Annotated in this window: 17 protein-coding genes; 15 read left to right on the forward strand and 2 right to left on the reverse strand. The window is 64.4% G+C overall.

The features are described 5' to 3' along the window. Positions 1 to 7 precede the first annotated feature (7 nt). Both FJ424_RS20185 and FJ424_RS20190 read left to right on the forward strand, forming a co-directional pair. Positions 8 to 706 (forward strand): GntR family transcriptional regulator, encoded by a 699-nt coding sequence (locus FJ424_RS20185; RefSeq protein WP_140654363.1) that lies wholly within the window; start codon positions 8 to 10, stop codon positions 704 to 706. A 228-nt stretch (positions 707 to 934) separates the two neighbouring features. Further along, positions 935 to 2,290 carry a glutamine synthetase family protein gene (locus tag FJ424_RS20190; protein WP_140654361.1) on the forward strand — a complete coding sequence of 452 codons (1,356 nt, stop codon included), beginning with the start codon at positions 935 to 937 and terminating at the stop codon, positions 2,288 to 2,290. Positions 2,291 to 2,471: 181 nt separating this feature from the next. Here the strand turns inward: FJ424_RS20190 and FJ424_RS20195 are convergent, their stop codons facing one another. Together FJ424_RS20195 and FJ424_RS20200 are read right to left on the reverse strand one after the other, a co-directional pair. Beyond that, entirely contained in the window at positions 2,472 to 3,689 is a 1,218-nt protein-coding gene (locus tag FJ424_RS20195) for an FAD-dependent oxidoreductase (protein ID WP_140654359.1), read from the reverse strand. A gap of 8 nt (positions 3,690 to 3,697) precedes the next feature. After that, a complete protein-coding gene (locus FJ424_RS20200) occupies positions 3,698 to 4,462 on the reverse strand; it encodes an aldolase/citrate lyase family protein (RefSeq protein ID WP_140654357.1) in 765 nt (254 codons plus the stop codon). 110 nt (positions 4,463 to 4,572) lie between these two features. Between FJ424_RS20200 and FJ424_RS20205 the strand changes: the two genes are divergently transcribed. The 13 genes from FJ424_RS20205 to FJ424_RS20265 all read left to right on the forward strand — a co-directional run bounded on the left by FJ424_RS20205 (position 4,573) and on the right by FJ424_RS20265 (position 16,864). Continuing rightward, positions 4,573 to 5,463 (forward strand): 2-hydroxy-3-oxopropionate reductase, encoded by an 891-nt coding sequence (locus tag FJ424_RS20205; RefSeq protein WP_140654355.1) that lies wholly within the window; start codon positions 4,573 to 4,575, stop codon positions 5,461 to 5,463. Next, positions 5,463 to 6,278: a shikimate dehydrogenase gene (locus FJ424_RS20210; protein WP_246672376.1), complete on the forward strand. Its 816-nt coding sequence runs from the start codon at positions 5,463 to 5,465 to the stop codon at positions 6,276 to 6,278. The genes FJ424_RS20205 and FJ424_RS20210 overlap by 1 nt, the downstream gene beginning before the upstream one ends. Continuing rightward, entirely contained in the window at positions 6,271 to 7,077 is an 807-nt protein-coding gene (locus FJ424_RS20215; protein ID WP_140644668.1) for an SDR family oxidoreductase, read from the forward strand. Before FJ424_RS20210 ends, FJ424_RS20215 begins: the two co-directional genes overlap by 8 nt. Positions 7,078 to 7,087: 10 nt before the next feature. Continuing rightward, the gene (locus FJ424_RS20220; protein ID WP_140644669.1) at positions 7,088 to 7,435 is read left to right on the forward strand and encodes a RidA family protein; all 348 of its coding nucleotides are present in this window, start codon (positions 7,088 to 7,090) and stop codon (positions 7,433 to 7,435) included. Between the two features lie 151 nt (positions 7,436 to 7,586). Next, a complete protein-coding gene (locus FJ424_RS20225; RefSeq protein WP_140654353.1) occupies positions 7,587 to 8,375 on the forward strand; it encodes a FadR/GntR family transcriptional regulator in 789 nt (262 codons plus the stop codon). 295 nt (positions 8,376 to 8,670) lie between these two features. Next, positions 8,671 to 9,381, forward strand: a complete 711-nt coding sequence (locus FJ424_RS20230) for an SDR family oxidoreductase (RefSeq protein ID WP_140654351.1) — start codon at positions 8,671 to 8,673, stop codon at positions 9,379 to 9,381. An 11-nt stretch (positions 9,382 to 9,392) separates the two neighbouring features. Then, entirely contained in the window at positions 9,393 to 10,142 is a 750-nt protein-coding gene (locus tag FJ424_RS20235) for an SDR family oxidoreductase (RefSeq protein WP_140654349.1), read from the forward strand. A gap of 77 nt (positions 10,143 to 10,219) precedes the next feature. Beyond that, the gene (locus tag FJ424_RS20240) at positions 10,220 to 11,167 is read left to right on the forward strand and encodes a LysR substrate-binding domain-containing protein (RefSeq protein ID WP_140654347.1); all 948 of its coding nucleotides are present in this window, start codon (positions 10,220 to 10,222) and stop codon (positions 11,165 to 11,167) included. Positions 11,168 to 11,255: 88 nt separating this feature from the next. Beyond that, a complete protein-coding gene (locus FJ424_RS20245; RefSeq protein ID WP_140654345.1) occupies positions 11,256 to 12,290 on the forward strand; it encodes an amino acid ABC transporter substrate-binding protein in 1,035 nt (344 codons plus the stop codon). A gap of 102 nt (positions 12,291 to 12,392) precedes the next feature. After that, positions 12,393 to 13,556 (forward strand): ABC transporter permease subunit, encoded by a 1,164-nt coding sequence (locus tag FJ424_RS20250; protein WP_140654343.1) that lies wholly within the window; start codon positions 12,393 to 12,395, stop codon positions 13,554 to 13,556. 3 nt (positions 13,557 to 13,559) lie between these two features. Further along, positions 13,560 to 14,639 (forward strand): amino acid ABC transporter permease, encoded by a 1,080-nt coding sequence (locus tag FJ424_RS20255; protein WP_140654341.1) that lies wholly within the window; start codon positions 13,560 to 13,562, stop codon positions 14,637 to 14,639. Positions 14,640 to 14,652: 13 nt separating this feature from the next. Continuing rightward, entirely contained in the window at positions 14,653 to 15,408 is a 756-nt protein-coding gene (locus FJ424_RS20260; protein WP_140654339.1) for an amino acid ABC transporter ATP-binding protein, read from the forward strand. A gap of 52 nt (positions 15,409 to 15,460) precedes the next feature. Next, a complete protein-coding gene (locus FJ424_RS20265) occupies positions 15,461 to 16,864 on the forward strand; it encodes an FAD-binding oxidoreductase (RefSeq protein ID WP_140654337.1) in 1,404 nt (467 codons plus the stop codon). Positions 16,865 to 16,927 lie beyond the last annotated feature (63 nt).

The following is a 16,927-nucleotide window of genomic DNA, read 5'->3' on the forward strand; positions in this document are numbered from 1 at the left end:
ATCGCCAATGGCCGACAAATCGCAATTCGGACTGACCGCTGTCGATACCGTTCCCCTGCATGAGAAAGTCTATCTGGAGCTCGTGCGCGCCTTGATGTCGGGGCAACTCCAGCCTGGCCAGAAGCTGACCTCGCGCAAGCTCGCCAAGGAGCTCGGCACCAGCGACATGCCGGTGCGCAGCGCCTTCATGCGGCTGCAGGCGCTGAGAGCCCTGAGCCCGATGCCGAACGGCAGCGTCGAGGTACCGCTGATTTCGGCCGACCGCTTCCAGCAACTGACCGCCGTGCGCACGATCCTGGAAGGCACGGCCACCGAGCTCGCGACGAAACTCATCAACGGCAACAACCTGCGCGCGATCCGGCGCCACTGCGCCGAGCTTACGGAAGCCGCCCGCGGCGGCGGGATCGATAACTATCTGCGCAAGAACTATGACTTCAAATTCTCGATCTACCGCCATTGCGGCAACGAGCAGATGCTCTTCCTGATCGAGACGGTATGGATGCAGGTCGGCCCCTTCCTGCGAAACCTGCACGTCGGCTTCGAGGATGACCTGGCCGGCATTCTCGGCATCGACCACCACGAGGAGGTCGTGGCGGCGATCGAGGCCGGCGACGGCGAAAGGGCGCGCGCCGCGATCGTGCGCGATATCGCCGAGGGCGCGGCCCACATCCTCGGCCAGATGAAATTTCCGGAACTGCGCCACTGACGGGCAAGCCGGCCTCGAATCCGGCTTGGCTTTCGTCGATCGGCCCGCTATGTTGCGATCGCAGATCGCACAATTTGGACCCGAAATGCCGCCCGATATCCCAGCTAGTGACTTGAAAAAATGAAGGAAAACCACCCGGCAGCAGCCGTGTTGGCCTTCACGAACTCACAAGCTGAAAATTGGATATCGTAGCCGACAGGGCTACAGCACCTAGAAAAGGGCTGGAAATTGAGCGATGCGATTGCGGACGTTTTGAAGTGGCTGGACGGCAGGAAGGACATCCACAGCCTGCGGGCGGCGGTGTGCGACCTGAACGGCATCATGCGCGGCAAGCGCATTCCGGTCGAGCAGGCGCGCAAAGCGCTCGAAGGCAAGCTGCGCATGCCCTACTCGGCCATCGGGCTCGACATATGGGGCGAGGACATCGAAGGCAACGCCCAGGTGTTCTCGACCGGCGACGCCGACGGGCTTTGCCATTGGACGGGGCGCGGCATACTGCCCGTCAACTGGACCGCGCACCCGACGGCGCTGTTGCCGGTCTGGCTGGCGGACGACAGCGGCGCCCCCTACCTCGGCGATCCGCGCCGCGCGCTGGCACGCATCCTCGACCGCTACGCCGCCCTCGGCCTGACGCCCGTCACCGCGACCGAACTCGAATTCTACCTTGTCGATCCGACCTCGCAGCGGCCTGTCGGACCGGTTTCGCCGGTAACCGGGCGGCGTCTCGATTCCGACGCGGCGCTTTCGATCGACGAGGTCGACGATTTCGAAGCCTTCATCCACGATATCTACGAAGCCTGCCGCATGCAGGACATTCCAGTCGACACCGCGATCGCCGAGAACGGCGTCGGCCAGTTCGAGATCAATCTCAACCACGTGCCCGACGCCCTGCGCGCCGCGGACGACGCCGTGCTCTTCAAGCGCACCGTCAAGGGCATTGCCCGCAAACATGGCTTCGCCGCCTGCTTCATGGCCAAGCCCTATGGCGAACGCGCCGGAAACGGCTTCCATGTCCATTTCAGCGTCCTCGACAAGAACGGCCGCAACATCTTCGACGACGGCTCGGATCAGGGCTCCGACACCATGCGCCACGCGGTTGGCGGCCTGCTTGCCGCGATGGCTCAAAGCACGCTGGTGTTCGCGCCGCATTTCAATTCCTACCGCCGGCTGCGGCCGCGTTCCTATGCGCCGACCGCCGTCGCCTGGGGTTATGAAAACCGCATGGTGGCGATACGCATTCCGGGCGGCCCGTCGGCCGCGCGCCGCATCGAGCATCGTGTCTCCGGCGCCGACGCCAATCCCTATCTGGTGCTGGCGGCGATCCTCGGCGCGGCGTTGATCGGCATCGAGCGCCAGCTCTCGCCCGGCGAGCCGACCGGCGGCGAGGGCCAGGGGCTGACGCTCGCCAAGCTGCCGCCCGATTGGGCCTCGGCGATCGCCGCCTTCGAGACCGGTCCGCGTGTTGCGGAGATATTCCCGGACGTGCTGCGCGACGCCTTCATCGCCTGCAAGCGCCAGGAGCTGAACACTTTCGCGCTCAACGTCAGCGACTTCGAGATCGAGACCTATCTCGAAAGTGTTTGAGGTGCGTGGGTCACCGCCGCAATCCTGAAATACCGGGCCGGGCGCCTGGCCGCGCGGATTATCTGATGGCGTCCCGCTGTAACGACCTTGCATTGGCAGCGAACGCCTCGCTCAGGCATGCTGTAATTCGTTCCCTGTCTGTCTGCCCGTAGATTTGCGATATCCGGCAATCTGCATGATTCTAGATCACCGCTTCCTCGAGGAACGGTTCGTTGCGCGCGATCCTTTCATAGCAGAATGGCGAAAGGTCCAGCGTCTGGAACGCGCCGTGGATGATCAGCTCCGACACCGCACGGCCGACCGCCGGCGACTGCTGCAGCCCGTGCCCCGAAAAGCCGTTGGCGAACATGAAGTTCTTCACTTGCGGGTGGAAGCCGACAATGCCGTTGTGGTCGAGCATGTTGTATTCGTAATGGCCGGTCCAGCTCGTCTGCACCTTCAGCGCGTCGAAGGCCGGGATGCGGTGCCAGAGCGCCGGCCAGATATGGTCGTCGAACTCCTCGAAATGCATTTCGAAGTCGTCGTAGCTGGCCGGCCCGTCGCCCTGCGGCGTGTTGCCGGTGAGGAAAAGCTCGCCCTCCGGCCGCACGAATGTGCCTGAAAGGTCGATGACATTGGGCATGCGGCCCGGGATCGCATTGGCGCTGGCGAACACGAAGCTGTAGCGCTTGTAGGGCGCGACCGGAATGGACAGCCCGGCCATGGCGGCGACCTGCTGGGCTCGCGGACCTGCCGCGTTGACCAGCGTTCCGCAAGCGACCGTCTCGCCCGTCGAGAGCCGCACCGAGACGACCCGCCCGTCAACGACGTCCAGCGCCGTCACGGCATTGTCGATATATTCGACACCGCTGCCCCGAGCGGCGCGGCGAAAGCCGTTCAACATGCCCATGGAGTCGAACCAGCCCTCTTCGCGAGCGCCCCACGAACCGCCGCCGAGATCGTCGACATTCAGCCATGGAAAACGTTCCTTCAAGGCGCCCGGTTCGAGGAAGACGGTATGGGCGCCGAGGCTGCGCTGCAGTTCGACCCGTTCACGCGCCGCCTCCACACCCTCGGGCGAGCAGCAATAGAGATACCCGTGCTCCTTGAAGCCGAGATCGGGCGCCGGCTCGTTCGTGTAGAACGGGGCCATCCGCTCCTGGAAACCACGGATGATCTCGATGCCGAACTGGCTGATCTTCACATTGATCGGATTGGAATATTGCTGGCGGATCGCGCTGGTGGAAAGCGCGGTCGAGGAGAATTCGTAGCTTGAGTCGCGCTCGACCACGAGGATCGAAGCGCCGCTGCCCAGCGCCTGGCTCAGCCAATAGGCCGTCGACGAGCCGACGACCGCGCCGCCGACGATGACGATGTCATAGGCGTTGCGCGACGGTGCTTTGTAAGGGGGGATTGCCATGATTATTCCTACCGATTGAACGAGGCGACCAGGGCGTCCGAACCCCGCGCCAGCAGGCCGAGATCGGAACCGACCGCCACCATGGTGAAGCCGTCGGCGAGGTAGCGGTCCGCATCGGCCTTCACGGGAGCCAGGATGCCGCTGGCCTTGTCTGCCGAGGCGGCGGCCTTGCGTACCGACGATATCGCCTCCTGCACAGGCCCGGCGCCAGGATTGCCCATCGCGCCCATATTGGTGGAGAGGTCGCCCGGCCCGACGAACAGAACGTCCACACCGTCCACCGCCGCGATTTCGGCGGCGTTCGCCACACCGGCCTCGTCCTCGATCTGCACGGCAAGCAATTGCTGCTCGCGCGCCTTGGCGTGGTAGCCGGCGATGCGACCGAAAGCATTGGCGCGGTGGCCGACCGAGAAACCGCGGAAGCCGCCCGGCGCATAGGTCATCGCCGCGACGATTGCGCGCGCCTGCTCGGCCGTGCGCACATTCGGGATCATCAGGCTGCGGGCGCCGACATCCAGCGCCTGTTTCATCAGATTGGGATCGTCGGATGGCAGGCGCACCACGGCTTCGCAGGGAAACGCCGCCGCGACCTGCAGTTGCGCCATGATGCTGCGCAGGTCGTTCGGGCTGTGCTCGCCATCGATCAGCAGCCAGCCCGCCCCGGAGCCTGCGACGACTTCGGTGGTGAGCGCCGAAGCCAGGGAGCACCAGATGCCGATATGAGCCCGGCCGGCCTGTACAGCCGCCTTCAGCGAGTTGACGCGCTCCTGCATGTGCGATCGGTCTCCAGTCGTGAAGAAGGTGCATTGAAATTTGTATGATGTCCTATATCATATGCCTAGCTTGAGCTGCAAGGCGCTTCGGCGCCGCATGGGAGTTGCCTATGAAAATCGGCTTCATCGGACTTGGCGTCATGGGCGCGCCGATGGCTCGGCATCTCGCCGATGCCGGGCATGAGATCGTCACCGTCCTCAACCGCTCTCCCCTGCCGGAGGCCCTCGACGCATCGGTGGTTGCCTCTCCCGCCGAAGTGGCGCGGGCGTCCGAGTTCGTCATCGCCATGCTGCCCGACACGCCCGACGTCGAGCGCGTCCTGTTCGGGCAGAACGGCGTGCTGGAAGGAATTTCGGCCGGCAAGCTGATCATCGACATGAGCTCGATCAGTCCGATCGCCACGGCCGGCTTCGCCGCGAAGATAAGGCAGGCAGGCGCAGGCTATCTCGATGCGCCGGTCTCCGGCGGTGAGGTCGGCGCCAAGGCGGCCAGCCTCACCATCATGGTCGGCGGGCCGGCCGCCGAGTTCGAGCGGGCGCTGCCGATCTTCGAGAAGCTCGGCAAGAACATCACCTTGATCGGGCAAAACAACGGCGCCGGCCAGACCTGCAAGATCGCCAACCAGATCATAGTCGCGCTCAACATCGAGGCGGTCGCCGAGGCGCTGGTCTTCGCCAGCAAGGCCGGTTGCGATCCGGCCAAGGTGCGCGGCGCGCTGATGGGTGGCTTCGCCTCGTCACGGGTCCTGGAGGTGCATGGCGAACGCATGATCGCCCGCAGCTTCGCGCCGGGTTTTCGTATCCGGCTGCATCAGAAGGATCTCAATCTTGCGCTGGAAAGCGCCCGCACGCTCGGCGTTGCCTTGCCGAGCACCGCAACGGCACAACAGCTGATGAATGCCTGTTCGGCCCGGGCGGGCGGCGCGGAGGCCGACCATTCTTCACTCGTTCGAGCTCTCGAAATCCTCAGTCATCACGAACTCTCAAACGGAAAGGAATAATGATGCGCGGAACCGGCAAGGCCGATGTCTTCGTCATGCTGGCCCATCCCGTAGGCCATGCGAAAAGCCCCGGCATCTTCAACGATATCTTCGAGCAGAAGGGGCTCGACAGCCTGATGGTGCCGCTGAGTTGCCGCCCGGAGGATTTCGACACGTTCTGGGCCGGCATCACGGCGGCCGAGAACATCCGGGGCGTGATCATCTCGGTGCCGTACAAGGTTCCGGTCTTCCACAAATGCGCCGCCGCCCATGATCGCGCTTCGCGCGTGCAGAGCGCGAATTCCGTCCGGCGGCAGGCGGATGGCACCTGGTATGCCGACAATTTCGACGGCGTCGGCTTCGTCGAAGGACTGAAGGCCGGCGGACACCGGATCACCGGCAAGCGCATCCTCCAGGTCGGCGCCGGCGGCGCCGGCGCCTCGCTGACTTACTGCCTTGCCGAAGAAGGCGCGGCGGAAATCCGTCTGGCCGACATCGACAAGGAGCGCGCGCAAAAACTCGCTTTGCTGGTCGGCAAGGCTTTTCCCAACTGCCGCATCGAGGTCGGAGAACCTGATCCGTCCGGCATGGATATGGCGATCAACGCCACGCCGTCCGGGCTGAAGGCCAGCGATCCATTGCCGATGGACGTCAGCAAGCTGACGCCGCAGATGACGGTCGTCGACATCATCATGGAGCCAGCCGAAACGGCGCTGCTGAAGGCGGCGAAGGAGATCGGCTGCCGCATCCAGCCGGGACGCCCGATGATGGATTTCCAGGTCGAGGCCATGGCCGAATTCTTCGACATCGAGCGCAAGGATCGCCGCAATGGCTGACGCACCGACCGCCATCGTCATTGGCGGCACGTCCGGCATAGGCCGCGCGATCGCCGAGCGCTTCGCCGGGGACAGCTATCAGGTTGTCGTCGCCGGCCGCGATGCTGTCCGAGGCAAGGAAGCCGCCGACGCTTGCGAGAGCGCCGGCGCGCCAAGCGCCATTTTCGTGCAAACCGATGTCGCCGATCCCGCCTCGGTCGAAGGCTTGGCGCGAGACGTCAGCAATGCGTTCGGCACGCCGCATGTCGTTGTCAACTGCGCCGGTATCCTGCAGAGCGGCAAGCACGTCCTCGACCAGGATCTCGACGAAGACGAGCGGATGTGGCGCATCAACTATCGCGGCACGCTGCTCGGCTGCCAGGTGTTCGGCCGGATGATGTCGGCCGCCGGGCGCGGCGCGATCCTCAATGTCGGCTCGCTTGCCTCTTTCGCACCACTGTCGCTGCCGGCCTACACGCCGGGCAAGCATGCTGTCCTGGCGCTGACGCAAATGCTGGCCGCCGAGCTCGGCCCGCGTGGTGTTCGCGTCAATGCCGTGGCGCCCGGCTACACGCTGTCGGACGGGCTGAAGGCAAAGATCGCCAAGGGCGAGCGCAACCCGCAAGCCATCCAGGCTACGACTGCGCTGCGCCGCTTCGTCGAGCCGCGCGACGTCGCCGAGGCTGCCTTGTTTCTCTGCTCCGACCGCGCCGCATCGATCACCGGCGTCACGCTTCCGGTCGATGCCGGCTGGCTCGTGCAGGCGCCATACGCGCAGTACCTGCAAGGCAATCCCATCCGGCAGACGCCGGCAATCTGAGAGAGAACAAGTGAGCGACATTCAGCGCTTCGACTTCGACACCCGCATCCATCACGGCGTCATCCACAATAGGACGCTCTACCTCACCGGCCAGGTCGCTCGGCCCGGCCAATCGGCGGCCGACCAGATGCGCGAGGTGCTCGGCAAGATCGACGCGCTGCTTGCCAAGGCAGGCACGGACAAGACGCGCATCCTCCACGTCCAGATGTGGCTGGACGACGTGCGCGATTTCGACGAGGTCAACACGGTCTGGGATGCCTGGATGCCAAAGGAGCACGCGCCGGCGCGATCCTCCGGCGAAGGCCGGATGGCCAAGCCCGGCATGCTGGTCGAACTGATCGTCACCGCGGCGGTTTGAATGGTCCTGCCGGTTCGGGCATCATCCCGAATCTGGGTCGAGCGTTTCAGCTTTTCACGGAAACGCCGAACCGCTCTATCTCTTTGTTTCTACGCGATTCCGGACGGAAAACCGCTACACGCTTTTCCTGGAATTGCTCGAGGGGAGACTGATGACGAAGCGCAAGCCGCTGTCCACCGTCGTGGCGGAGAGCCTGTCCGAAAAGATCCGCTCCGGATCGCTGCTTCCCGGCGCTCAACTGCCGACGGAGGCGGAACTTTGCGCCGAATACGACGTCAGTCGCACCGTCGTGCGCGAGGCGGTGGCGCGGCTGCGCTCAGAGGGCATGGTTGTGCCGCAACAGGGGCGCGGCATGTTCGTCAGCGAAACGCCCGCGCCGCGCAATTTCTCGATTCCGGAGGAGGCGCTGCGGACATTGCCGGAGACCATCGCGTTGCTTGAGCTCAGATTGAGCGTCGAAGTGGAATCCGCCGGGCTCTGCGCGGAACGGCGGACCGACAAGGAGGCAAGCGACATCCGCGCCATGATGGATGAGATCGACGCCCGGCATGCGGACCCCGCCGCCGTCCAGATCCACTACGACTATGATTTCCACCTCGCCATCGCCAAGTCTGCGCGCAATGAATTCATCCATGGCTTCTTGAGCTATCTCGGGCCGATGATCGTGCCGCGATTCCAGCTCGGCTACGTGGTCGAGCCCGCGCTCAAGGACAGCTACTACGCGCGCATCCATAGCGAGCACAAAGCGATCGTCGATGCCATCGAAAGGCAGGACGCAAGCAAGGCCCGCCAGGCGATGCGCAAGCATCTGCAGAACAGCCTGGGACGTGTGCGCGCGCTGGCGAAAGCTTCAGGCATCGAGGCCACCGAAGCAGAACAGAAAGCCGCCGCCGCCTCGCTTTTCACCGACCTGAGAAAGCCCTTGCCGACAGCCGGATAGTTTGGCCGGCTTCGATGTCGTTCGCCCCCGCCGCCGCGCGCCAAGCCAGTCGTTCGCGAAAGCCGTGTTTTTTCTCGGTTTGCGGCCAATGGCCCGCTCCCGCGCGCTGAAAACGTTGTTTTCCTTGGGCTGTCTGCATTTTCCGCCGCACCGGAAGGTTGGAATATTCCGGTCGGCAGCAAGGCTTTCGAAAGTTTATCTTTCCTTTTTGCTGGTTTTCTTGGTTTCGCGGCGTCGGCCCGCGCCGCACACTGAAAACTAGGCAAATGGGGAAGCCGCAAATGGGGAAGCCCAAGTGACGACAGCCTTCATCACCGGAGCGACGAGCGGCATGGGACGGGCGATGGCGATCGCGCTGAGCGACGCCGGCTACGACGTCTATGCGGCCGGCCGCAGCCAGGCGGCGCTGAAAGACCTGCAGGCCGAGCGCCCGGGCATCGTGCCCATCGCCGTCGACGTCACCGATCGTGAGGCGCTGGAAGCGGTGCTGGCGGATCTCACCATCGATGTGCTGATCAACAATGCCGGCATCATGCCGCCGCTCGGCAATTTCGCCGACATGAAGATCGCCGACATCGACACCACGCTGGAGGTGAACCTCAGCGCGGCGATCCTGCTCACCCGCCTCGTCGTGCCGCAGATGCGCGAGCGGCAGTCGGGGCACATATTGTTCACCGGCTCCGTCGCGGGCCACGCCGCATTCTCCAACATTGCCGTCTATGCGGCCACCAAGGCTGCGATCTCCGGCTTTGCCGCCGCGCTGCGCGCCGACCTCTCCCCGTCCGGCGTGCGCGTCACCGAGATCGTCGCCGGCCGTGTCGAGACGCAGCTCTACCAGGACATCCTCGACGCCAAGGCGCGCGCCGCCATGTACGCCAGCAAGGTGGTGCAGCCCGACGACGTGGCCCGGATGGTCGTCGCGGTGCTCGCGCTGCCGGCATGGGCCGACGTCACCCGTTTCGACATCATGCCGACCTGGCCGACCTCGCCCAGCGGCACCAAGTAGGGAAAACTGCAATGAAGGATCTTTCCGTTCTGATCGTTGGTGGCGGCGCCGGCCTCGGCGCGCTCCTGGCCAAGATGGCTGTCGAGGCCGGGGCGGCAAAGATCGGCATCATCGACATCAACCAGCAGGCCGCGGAGGGCGCGCTCGAACCGGCGAAGGCTAAGGGCCTGCCGACCGCGGCGGCGACTGGCGACATCCAGGTCGGTCCGCAATGCCACGCCGCCTTCGACGCCATCGTGGCCAAGCTCGGGCGCGTCGACACGCTGATCAACTGCGCCGCCATCTATCCGCGTCGGCCGCTGCTCGAGATCACCGACGCCGAGTGGGACGCCTCAAACGGCATCAACATCAAGGGCACCTACCATATGATGGTGGCGGCAGTCCGCCATATGCAGGCGCAAGAGCCGAAGGATCATGTGCGCGGGCGGATCGTGAACCTGACCTCGGTCGACGCCTTCAAGGCGCATCCGCAGAACGCCCACTATGCTGCAACGAAGGCAGCCGTCGTCAGCCTGACGCGGTCCTTCGCGCACTATGCCGCCAAGGACGGCATCCTGGTGAACTCCGTGGCGCCGGCCGGCATGGCCACCGAGAAGGCCAAGGCACTCGGCTTCCTCGAGGAACTGGCCAAGGCAAGTCCGCTCGGCCGTGGCGCCGAGCCCACCGAGATCGCCGAATGGGTACTGATGACCGGCGGCCCGAAGAACACCTACATGACCGGAGAAAACGTAATCGTTTCAGGCGGTTACATCTACGCATAGCGTCCCGGCGGCCTGGCGCCGCTGGACATATGGCAGTGCATGATCGACGGAGCTCGAACGAAGGAGGCGGAATTACCATGACCGGCAAGCTTCGCCTTCCTTCGCTGAATGCGCTTCGCGTCTTCCACGCCGTCGCGCAGCACAAGAGCTTCCGGCAGGCGGCCGACGAGCTCCTGGTCACGCCGCAGGCGGTCGGGCAGCAGATCAAGCTGCTGGAAGACACGCTTCAGGTGACGCTGTTCGAGCGCAGGGGCCGGTCCATCGAATTGACCGAGTCGGCGATCCTGCTCTCGCACTACGTCAAGGCGGGCTTCGACGAGTTCTCCGAAGGCGTGCGCCGCGTCACCAAGTCGAACTACCGCGACCGCATCAACCTCAATGCGAGCCCGTATTTCGCGACGCATTACCTGCTGCCAAGGCTTTCGCTGTTCCGCGAGATGCTGCCGGGAGCGGACCTGCGCCTGACCACGATGGTCGACCTGCCCGACTTCGGCCGCGACGATATCGATATGACGGTACAGTGGGGCTACGGCAACTGGCCCGACTACGAGGTCACGCTGCTGGTGCCTGACCCGAAGATTATCTGCTGCACGCCGGCGATCGGCGAGAAGATCAAGTCGGCGCACGACCTGACGCGTTTCACGCTGCTCGACACGGTCAAGTCGAAGCGCCTGTGGCCGGACATATTGCGGCACCTCGGCGTGGAGCTGACCGACGGCGACCGCAGCATCAGCTTCGACGACGCGGCGACGATGCGCCGTGCGACCTTGCAGGGCATCGGCGTCGGCCTCGTCTCCGTCATCGACGCCGAGGAGGATTTTCGCTCTGGCGCGCTGGTCGCGCCGATCGGCCGCGACGCCATCGCCGATATGAAGCCGGAAGAAGTCCCGGGCTTCTACCTCGTCGTCCCGCGTGGGCATCTGCGTGTGAAGGCTGTGGCCGCGCTCCATCGATGGCTAGCCCAGGAGGATTGGCGCAGCGACCTCAAGATCTCCTTGCCGAAACCGACCCCGCTTTCCGACTGACAAGCGGCTTAGAGACCGAGCTCCGAAAGGCATCCTACGGGCTCCAACAACAAGAAACGGAACAACCTCAACAGTGGAGACAATCAAAATGAAAATGATCAAATGGGGGGCCGCCGCTATGGCCCTGGGCCTCGTTCATCTGGCCGCACCCGCTGAAGCCGCCGGCGGCAAGACGCTCGAAACCGTCAAGGCGCGCGGCGTGCTCAACTGCACCGGCCATGACGGCTCCTATCTCGGCTTTGCCGAGGTGGACGATAAGGGCAACTGGAAGGGCATGGACATCGACCTCTGCAAGGCGGTGGCCACGGCCGTGTTCGGCGATCCGGCGAAGCTGAAGATCGTTCCGATCAGCTGGGCGCAGCGCTGGCCGTCGCTCCAGTCGGGCGACGTCGACATCATCATCAAGGCCTCGGGCGGCACGCTCAGCCGCGACACCGAGCTCGGCCTGCAATTCTCCATGTCCTATTACCTCGGAACCACCAAGGTGATGGCGCATAAGGAGCTGAACCTGAAGTCGCTCAAGGACGCCAATGGTGGCACGATCTGCATCCCCGCCGGCACCTCGCAGGAGCAGCAGGTCGCCGCCTACGCCCAGAAGCTCGGCATCAAGCTCGAGCCGGTGCTGATCGAAAAGACCGAAGAGCTGGAACAAGCCTATTTCTCCGGCCGCTGCGATCTCTATGCGCAGTGGGGTCCGACGCTGGCCATCGCCCGCATCGCCAAGAGCAAGGTCGAAGATCATGTGATCCTGCCCGACGTGCTCGCGGTCGAGCCCGAGGTGATGATCATGCGCCAAGGCGACGACAACTGGGTGGACATCGCCAACTGGACGCTGAGCACCCTGATCTTCGCCGAGCAGGAAGGCATCACCTCCAAGAATGTCGACGAGATCAAGGCCAAGCCGACCTCGCCGCAGGTGGCGAAATTCCTCGGCGTCACGCCGGGCATGGGCAAGGGTCTCGGGCTTTCCGACGACTGGGCCTACAACGTCATCAAGAAGGTCGGCAATTACGGCGAGATCTTCGATCGCGATCTCGGCAAGGATTCGCCCTACAAGATGGATCGCGAGCTGACCAACCTGTGGAACAATGGCGGCGTCCTGTTCCCGCTGGTGATCGATTGATCCCCTTGGTGATCGACTGATCCGCGTCTGAAGTTATCCTGCTCTGGGCTCCGCTTGGCTTGCGCCGGGCGGAGCCGGCAGCAATTCGAGAAAGATAGGTCGATGGTCAGCCTGCTGAGAAATCAGAAGGTCCGCAACGCGCTGTTGCAGGTTCTCTATGTCGGCGCGCTTACGGCGCTTGTGCTCGCCGGCGTGGTCATCGCCCGGCGCAACCTTGCCGAGCAAGGGATCACCTCCGGCTTCGACTTCCTCTACAAGTCAACGGGCTGGGACGTGAACTTCTCGCTGCTGCCCGCCACGGCCAACGATCCCTATTGGTGGTTCTTCCTCATCGGCATCATCAACACGCTGTTCCTCGGCACCGTCGGGCTGATGCTGGCGACGCTGGTCGGAACGATCGTCGGCCTGGCACGAACGTCCTCGAACGAATTGGCGCGGCTGCTTGGCCGCACCTATGTCGATATTTTCCGCAACATCCCGCTGATCCTCCAGGTCTTCTTCTGGTACGCCGTCATCACGCACCTGCCGACGCCGCGCGCTGCGCATGAGGCATTCGGCATGCTGCTGACCAGCCGCGGCCTCTACTTGCCGATCCCCAATGTCGGGGCCATCGCGTTTGCGGCGGCGATACTTGCCGTTATCGCGGCAATCGCGCTTCCCGTCTGGCTGGGCAGGACGTCGCGCCTTGGCCAACCATTCGGCGAGCGGCTCGGCATTCAACTGGCTGCGGCGGCGGCGGCGCTGGCCACCGCCGCCGTCATCCTGGCGCTCGGTCGCTTGCCGGACCTGCCACTTCTCGACTTCCCCGCCTTGCAAGGCCTGAATCTCAAGGGAGGCCTGCGTATTCCGCCGGAGTTTTCCGCGCTGGCGATCGCCATCGCCATCTATGGCGGTTCCTACATCGCCGAGATCGTGCGCGGCGGCTTCAAGGCGGTAGGCAAAGGCCAGATGGAAGCGGCGCTTTCGCTGGGCTTGAGCCCGTGGCGCGTGTTCACGCTTGTGCGGTTGCCGCTGGCGCTGCGCGCCATGCTGCCGATCCTCGCCAACCAGTATGTCTGGCTGATGAAGGCGACGACCATGGGCATCGCCGTCGGCTTCACCGATTTCTTCATGATCGTGGCACTGACCATCAACCATTCCGGCCAGACGCTGGAAACCATCGGCATCCTGATGGCAGGTTTCCTCGCCATCAACCTCACCCTTGCCGCCATCTTCAACCGCATCAACAAAGCCATTGCCCTGAAGGGCAATCAACTGAGGGCGTGAGAGATGGAGATGGTCGTTGTCGCTCCCCCTGCCCCGGGGAAGGTCGAAGACCTGAAGCGCCGCTTCTTCGCGACGCCGCTCCAGGCGCTGCTATCGCTGATGTCGCTGGCGATCATGGCGTTCGTCGTCTGGAAGCTGCTCAGCTGGGCAGTCTTCTCGGCCGTATTCACGACCAGCGGCGGACCCGAGGCCTGCCAGGCGGCGGCCGGCGCCTGCTGGTCTGTCATCGCGGCAAGGTGGCGCATTATCTTCTTCGGCCTCTATCCCTTCGAGGAGCAGTGGCGCTCGGCGCTGGCCTGTGTGGCCGTCGTGGTGATGACGGTGCTGAGCTGCATCCCGGCCTTCTGGATGGGCCGCCGCATCGCGCTCGTCTGGGGAGCAGGCACGGCCCTCTATTATGTGCTGATGAAGGGCGGCGTGCTTGGACTGCCCTATGTCGGCGAGGAAGCCTGGGGCGGCCTGGCGCTGACCCTCTTCATCTTCGTCACCACCTGTCTGATCGGCTTCCCGCTGGCGATCTGCCTGGCTCTGCTGCGGCGCTCGGAACTTCCCTGGATATCGCGGACCACCGCCCTCATCATCGACGGGGTCCGATCGCTGCCGCTGATCTCGATCCTGTTCACCTTCGCCATCGTCCTGCCCTTCGCGCTGCCGCAATGGCTGGTGGGCGACAAGCTCTATCGGGTCATCCTCGGCTCCGCCCTGTTCTTCTCGGCCTACCAGGCCGAGATCGTGCGGGGCGGCATGCAAGGCGTGCCGGCGGGACAGGAAGAAGCCGCCATGGCTCTCGGCATGAGCTACTGGCAGCGTATCGGCCGCATCCTTCTGCCGCAGGCTATGCGCAACGCGCTGCCGGCGACGATCAACCAGTTCGTGATCTCGTTCAAGGAAACCTCGCTGGTGGTCATCGTCGGCTTCTTCGAGATCCTGGCCTCCGGCAACGCCGCCTACGGCACCGGCGAATGGCGCTTCGCCTATGTCGAGGTTTACGCCTTCATCGCCTTCATCTACTTCGTCTTCGTCTTCAGCCTGTCCCGCTACGGCGCCTTCCTCGAGCGCCGCATGTCGGTCGGTGAACGGTGAGGAGGTGGTAGACATGAATCCGGGCAAAGCTTCCGGACCGGCGGTCCGCATCGAAAACCTCGACAAACACTATGGGACATTCGATGCGCTGCGGAAGGTGAACCTGTCCGTCGGGCGGGGCGAAAGGATCGTCGTCTGCGGTCCTTCCGGCTCCGGCAAGTCCACCATGATTCGCTGCATCAACCGGCTCGAGCAGCACGATGGCGGCCGCATCACCGTGCTCGGCACCGAGATCAACGACGATGTCGCCAACATCGACGGGATCAGGCGCGAAGTCGGCATGGTGTTCCAGCACTTCAACCTGTTCCCGCATATGACGGTGCTGGAGAACTGCATGATCGCGCCGATGATCGTGCGCAAGCTGCCGCGCACGGAAGCGGAGGCGACTGCCCGGCGCTATCTTGAGAAGGTCCGCATCCCCGAGCAGGCGATGAAGTTTCCCGGCCAGCTCTCCGGCGGCCAGCAGCAGCGTGTGGCGATTGCGCGGGCGCTTTGCATGCAGCCGCAGATCATGCTTTTCGACGAGCCGACCTCGGCGCTCGATCCGGAAATGATATCGGAGGTGCTGGACGTGATGGTGACGCTCGCCTCCGACGGCATGACGATGATCTGCGTCACGCATGAGATGGGCTTTGCGCGGCGTGTCGCCGACCGGGTGGTCTTCATGGACGGCGGAGAGATCGTCGAGGAGGCGCCGCCGGAGGAGTTCTTCACCTCTTGCCGGAACGAGCGCACGCGACAATTCCTGTCGCAGGTCCTGGGTCATTGAGCCGTACGGCCTTACTGTCTATACGCGGCTCATCCACATCTCAGGTACCCAGATGGCTGATCTCGTTATCGCATTGCAGGCAATCCTCGGGCCGAAAGGCTGGCTTTCCGGTGGTGATGCCGAACCCTACCACCGCGATTGGCTCAACCGCTATGGCGTAGCGCCTCTTGGGATTGCCAGGCCTGCCAGCACCGCGGAGGTGGCGGCAGTCGTAAACATATGCAGGGAGGCAGGCGTGGCGGTGATCCCGCAAGGCGGGAACACCGGCCTGTGCGGCGGCGCCGTCGCCGATCGGGCGAACGCGGCGATCGTCTCGCTTTCACGCATGACGGCGATCGGCGAACCGGACCCGGAGAGCGGATCGATCATCGTCGACGCGGGCGTCGTGCTTGCCGCGCTGCATGAGGCGCTGGAACCGCATGGCCTGATGTTTCCGATGCATCTCGGGGCCGAAGGCAGCGCCAGGATCGGCGGCCTGATCGGCACCAATGCCGGCGGCAGCCAGGCGTTTCGCTTCGGCATGATGCAGGATCTGGTGCTCGGCCTCGAGGTCGTGATGCCGGACGGCACGGTGTGGGACGGTCTTCGCGCCGTGCAGAAGGACAATGCCGGCTATCAGCTGCGCAAGCTGTTCTGCGGTTCGGAAGGCACGCTCGGCATCGTGACGCGCGCCGTGCTTCGGCTCTATCCCACGCCAAAGCAGCAGGCGAGCGCGCTCTTGGTGATGTCCGATTTCGCCGCCGCCGTGTCCTTCGGCGCCTTCCTGCGCGGCGAGGCCGGAGAATTCCTGGCCGGCCTCGAGTTCTTCTCGGACGTCGGCCTGACGCTCGCGCTCAAGCATCTGCCGGATCTTGCCTATCAGCTGGAGACGAGGGGCGACGTCTATCTGCTCGTCGAAGTGGCGTCGGGCTCGACGCGCGTCCCCCTCGACGAGATCCTGGCTTCGGCGCTGGAATGGGGCATGGAGCAAGGCCTGGTCGTGGATGGCGCGCTGGCCAATTCGGGCGCGCAACGGGCGCAGTTCTGGCGCTTGCGCGAGGAGCAGCCGGAGGGCCAGCGGCTGGAGGGCGAGCAGCTCAAGCACGACATCTCCGTGCCGCCGCGCGCGATCGCGCGCTTCATCGAGGCCGGCGCGAAACTATGCCACGACATTCTTCCCGGCGTGCGGATCAACCCGTTCGGCCATCTCGGCGACGGCAACATCCACTACAATCTGTCGCCGCCGGAAGGCCGCGCCGATTTCGACGGCAAGGCTGGGGCATTCGCCGAGGCGCTGGCTGCCTTAGCCACCGACATGGGCGGCAGCTTTGCCGCCGAGCATGGGCTCGGCCGCGCCAAGATCGCCATGGCCGACCGTAACCGCGGCTCCACCGAGCGTAGCCTCATGGCGCGGCTCAAGCGCGCATTCGATCCGCAGGCTACGATGAACCCCGGTGTTCTGGTTCGGATTCCATAGCAAAGAAAAACTTTCGTATGGATCGCATTTCTTGATTTCGCGCCGGCCCGCCGCAGTGCAGGT

This window comes from Mesorhizobium sp. B3-1-8, from assembly GCF_006439495.1.
Lineage (GTDB): Bacteria > Pseudomonadota > Alphaproteobacteria > Rhizobiales > Rhizobiaceae > Mesorhizobium.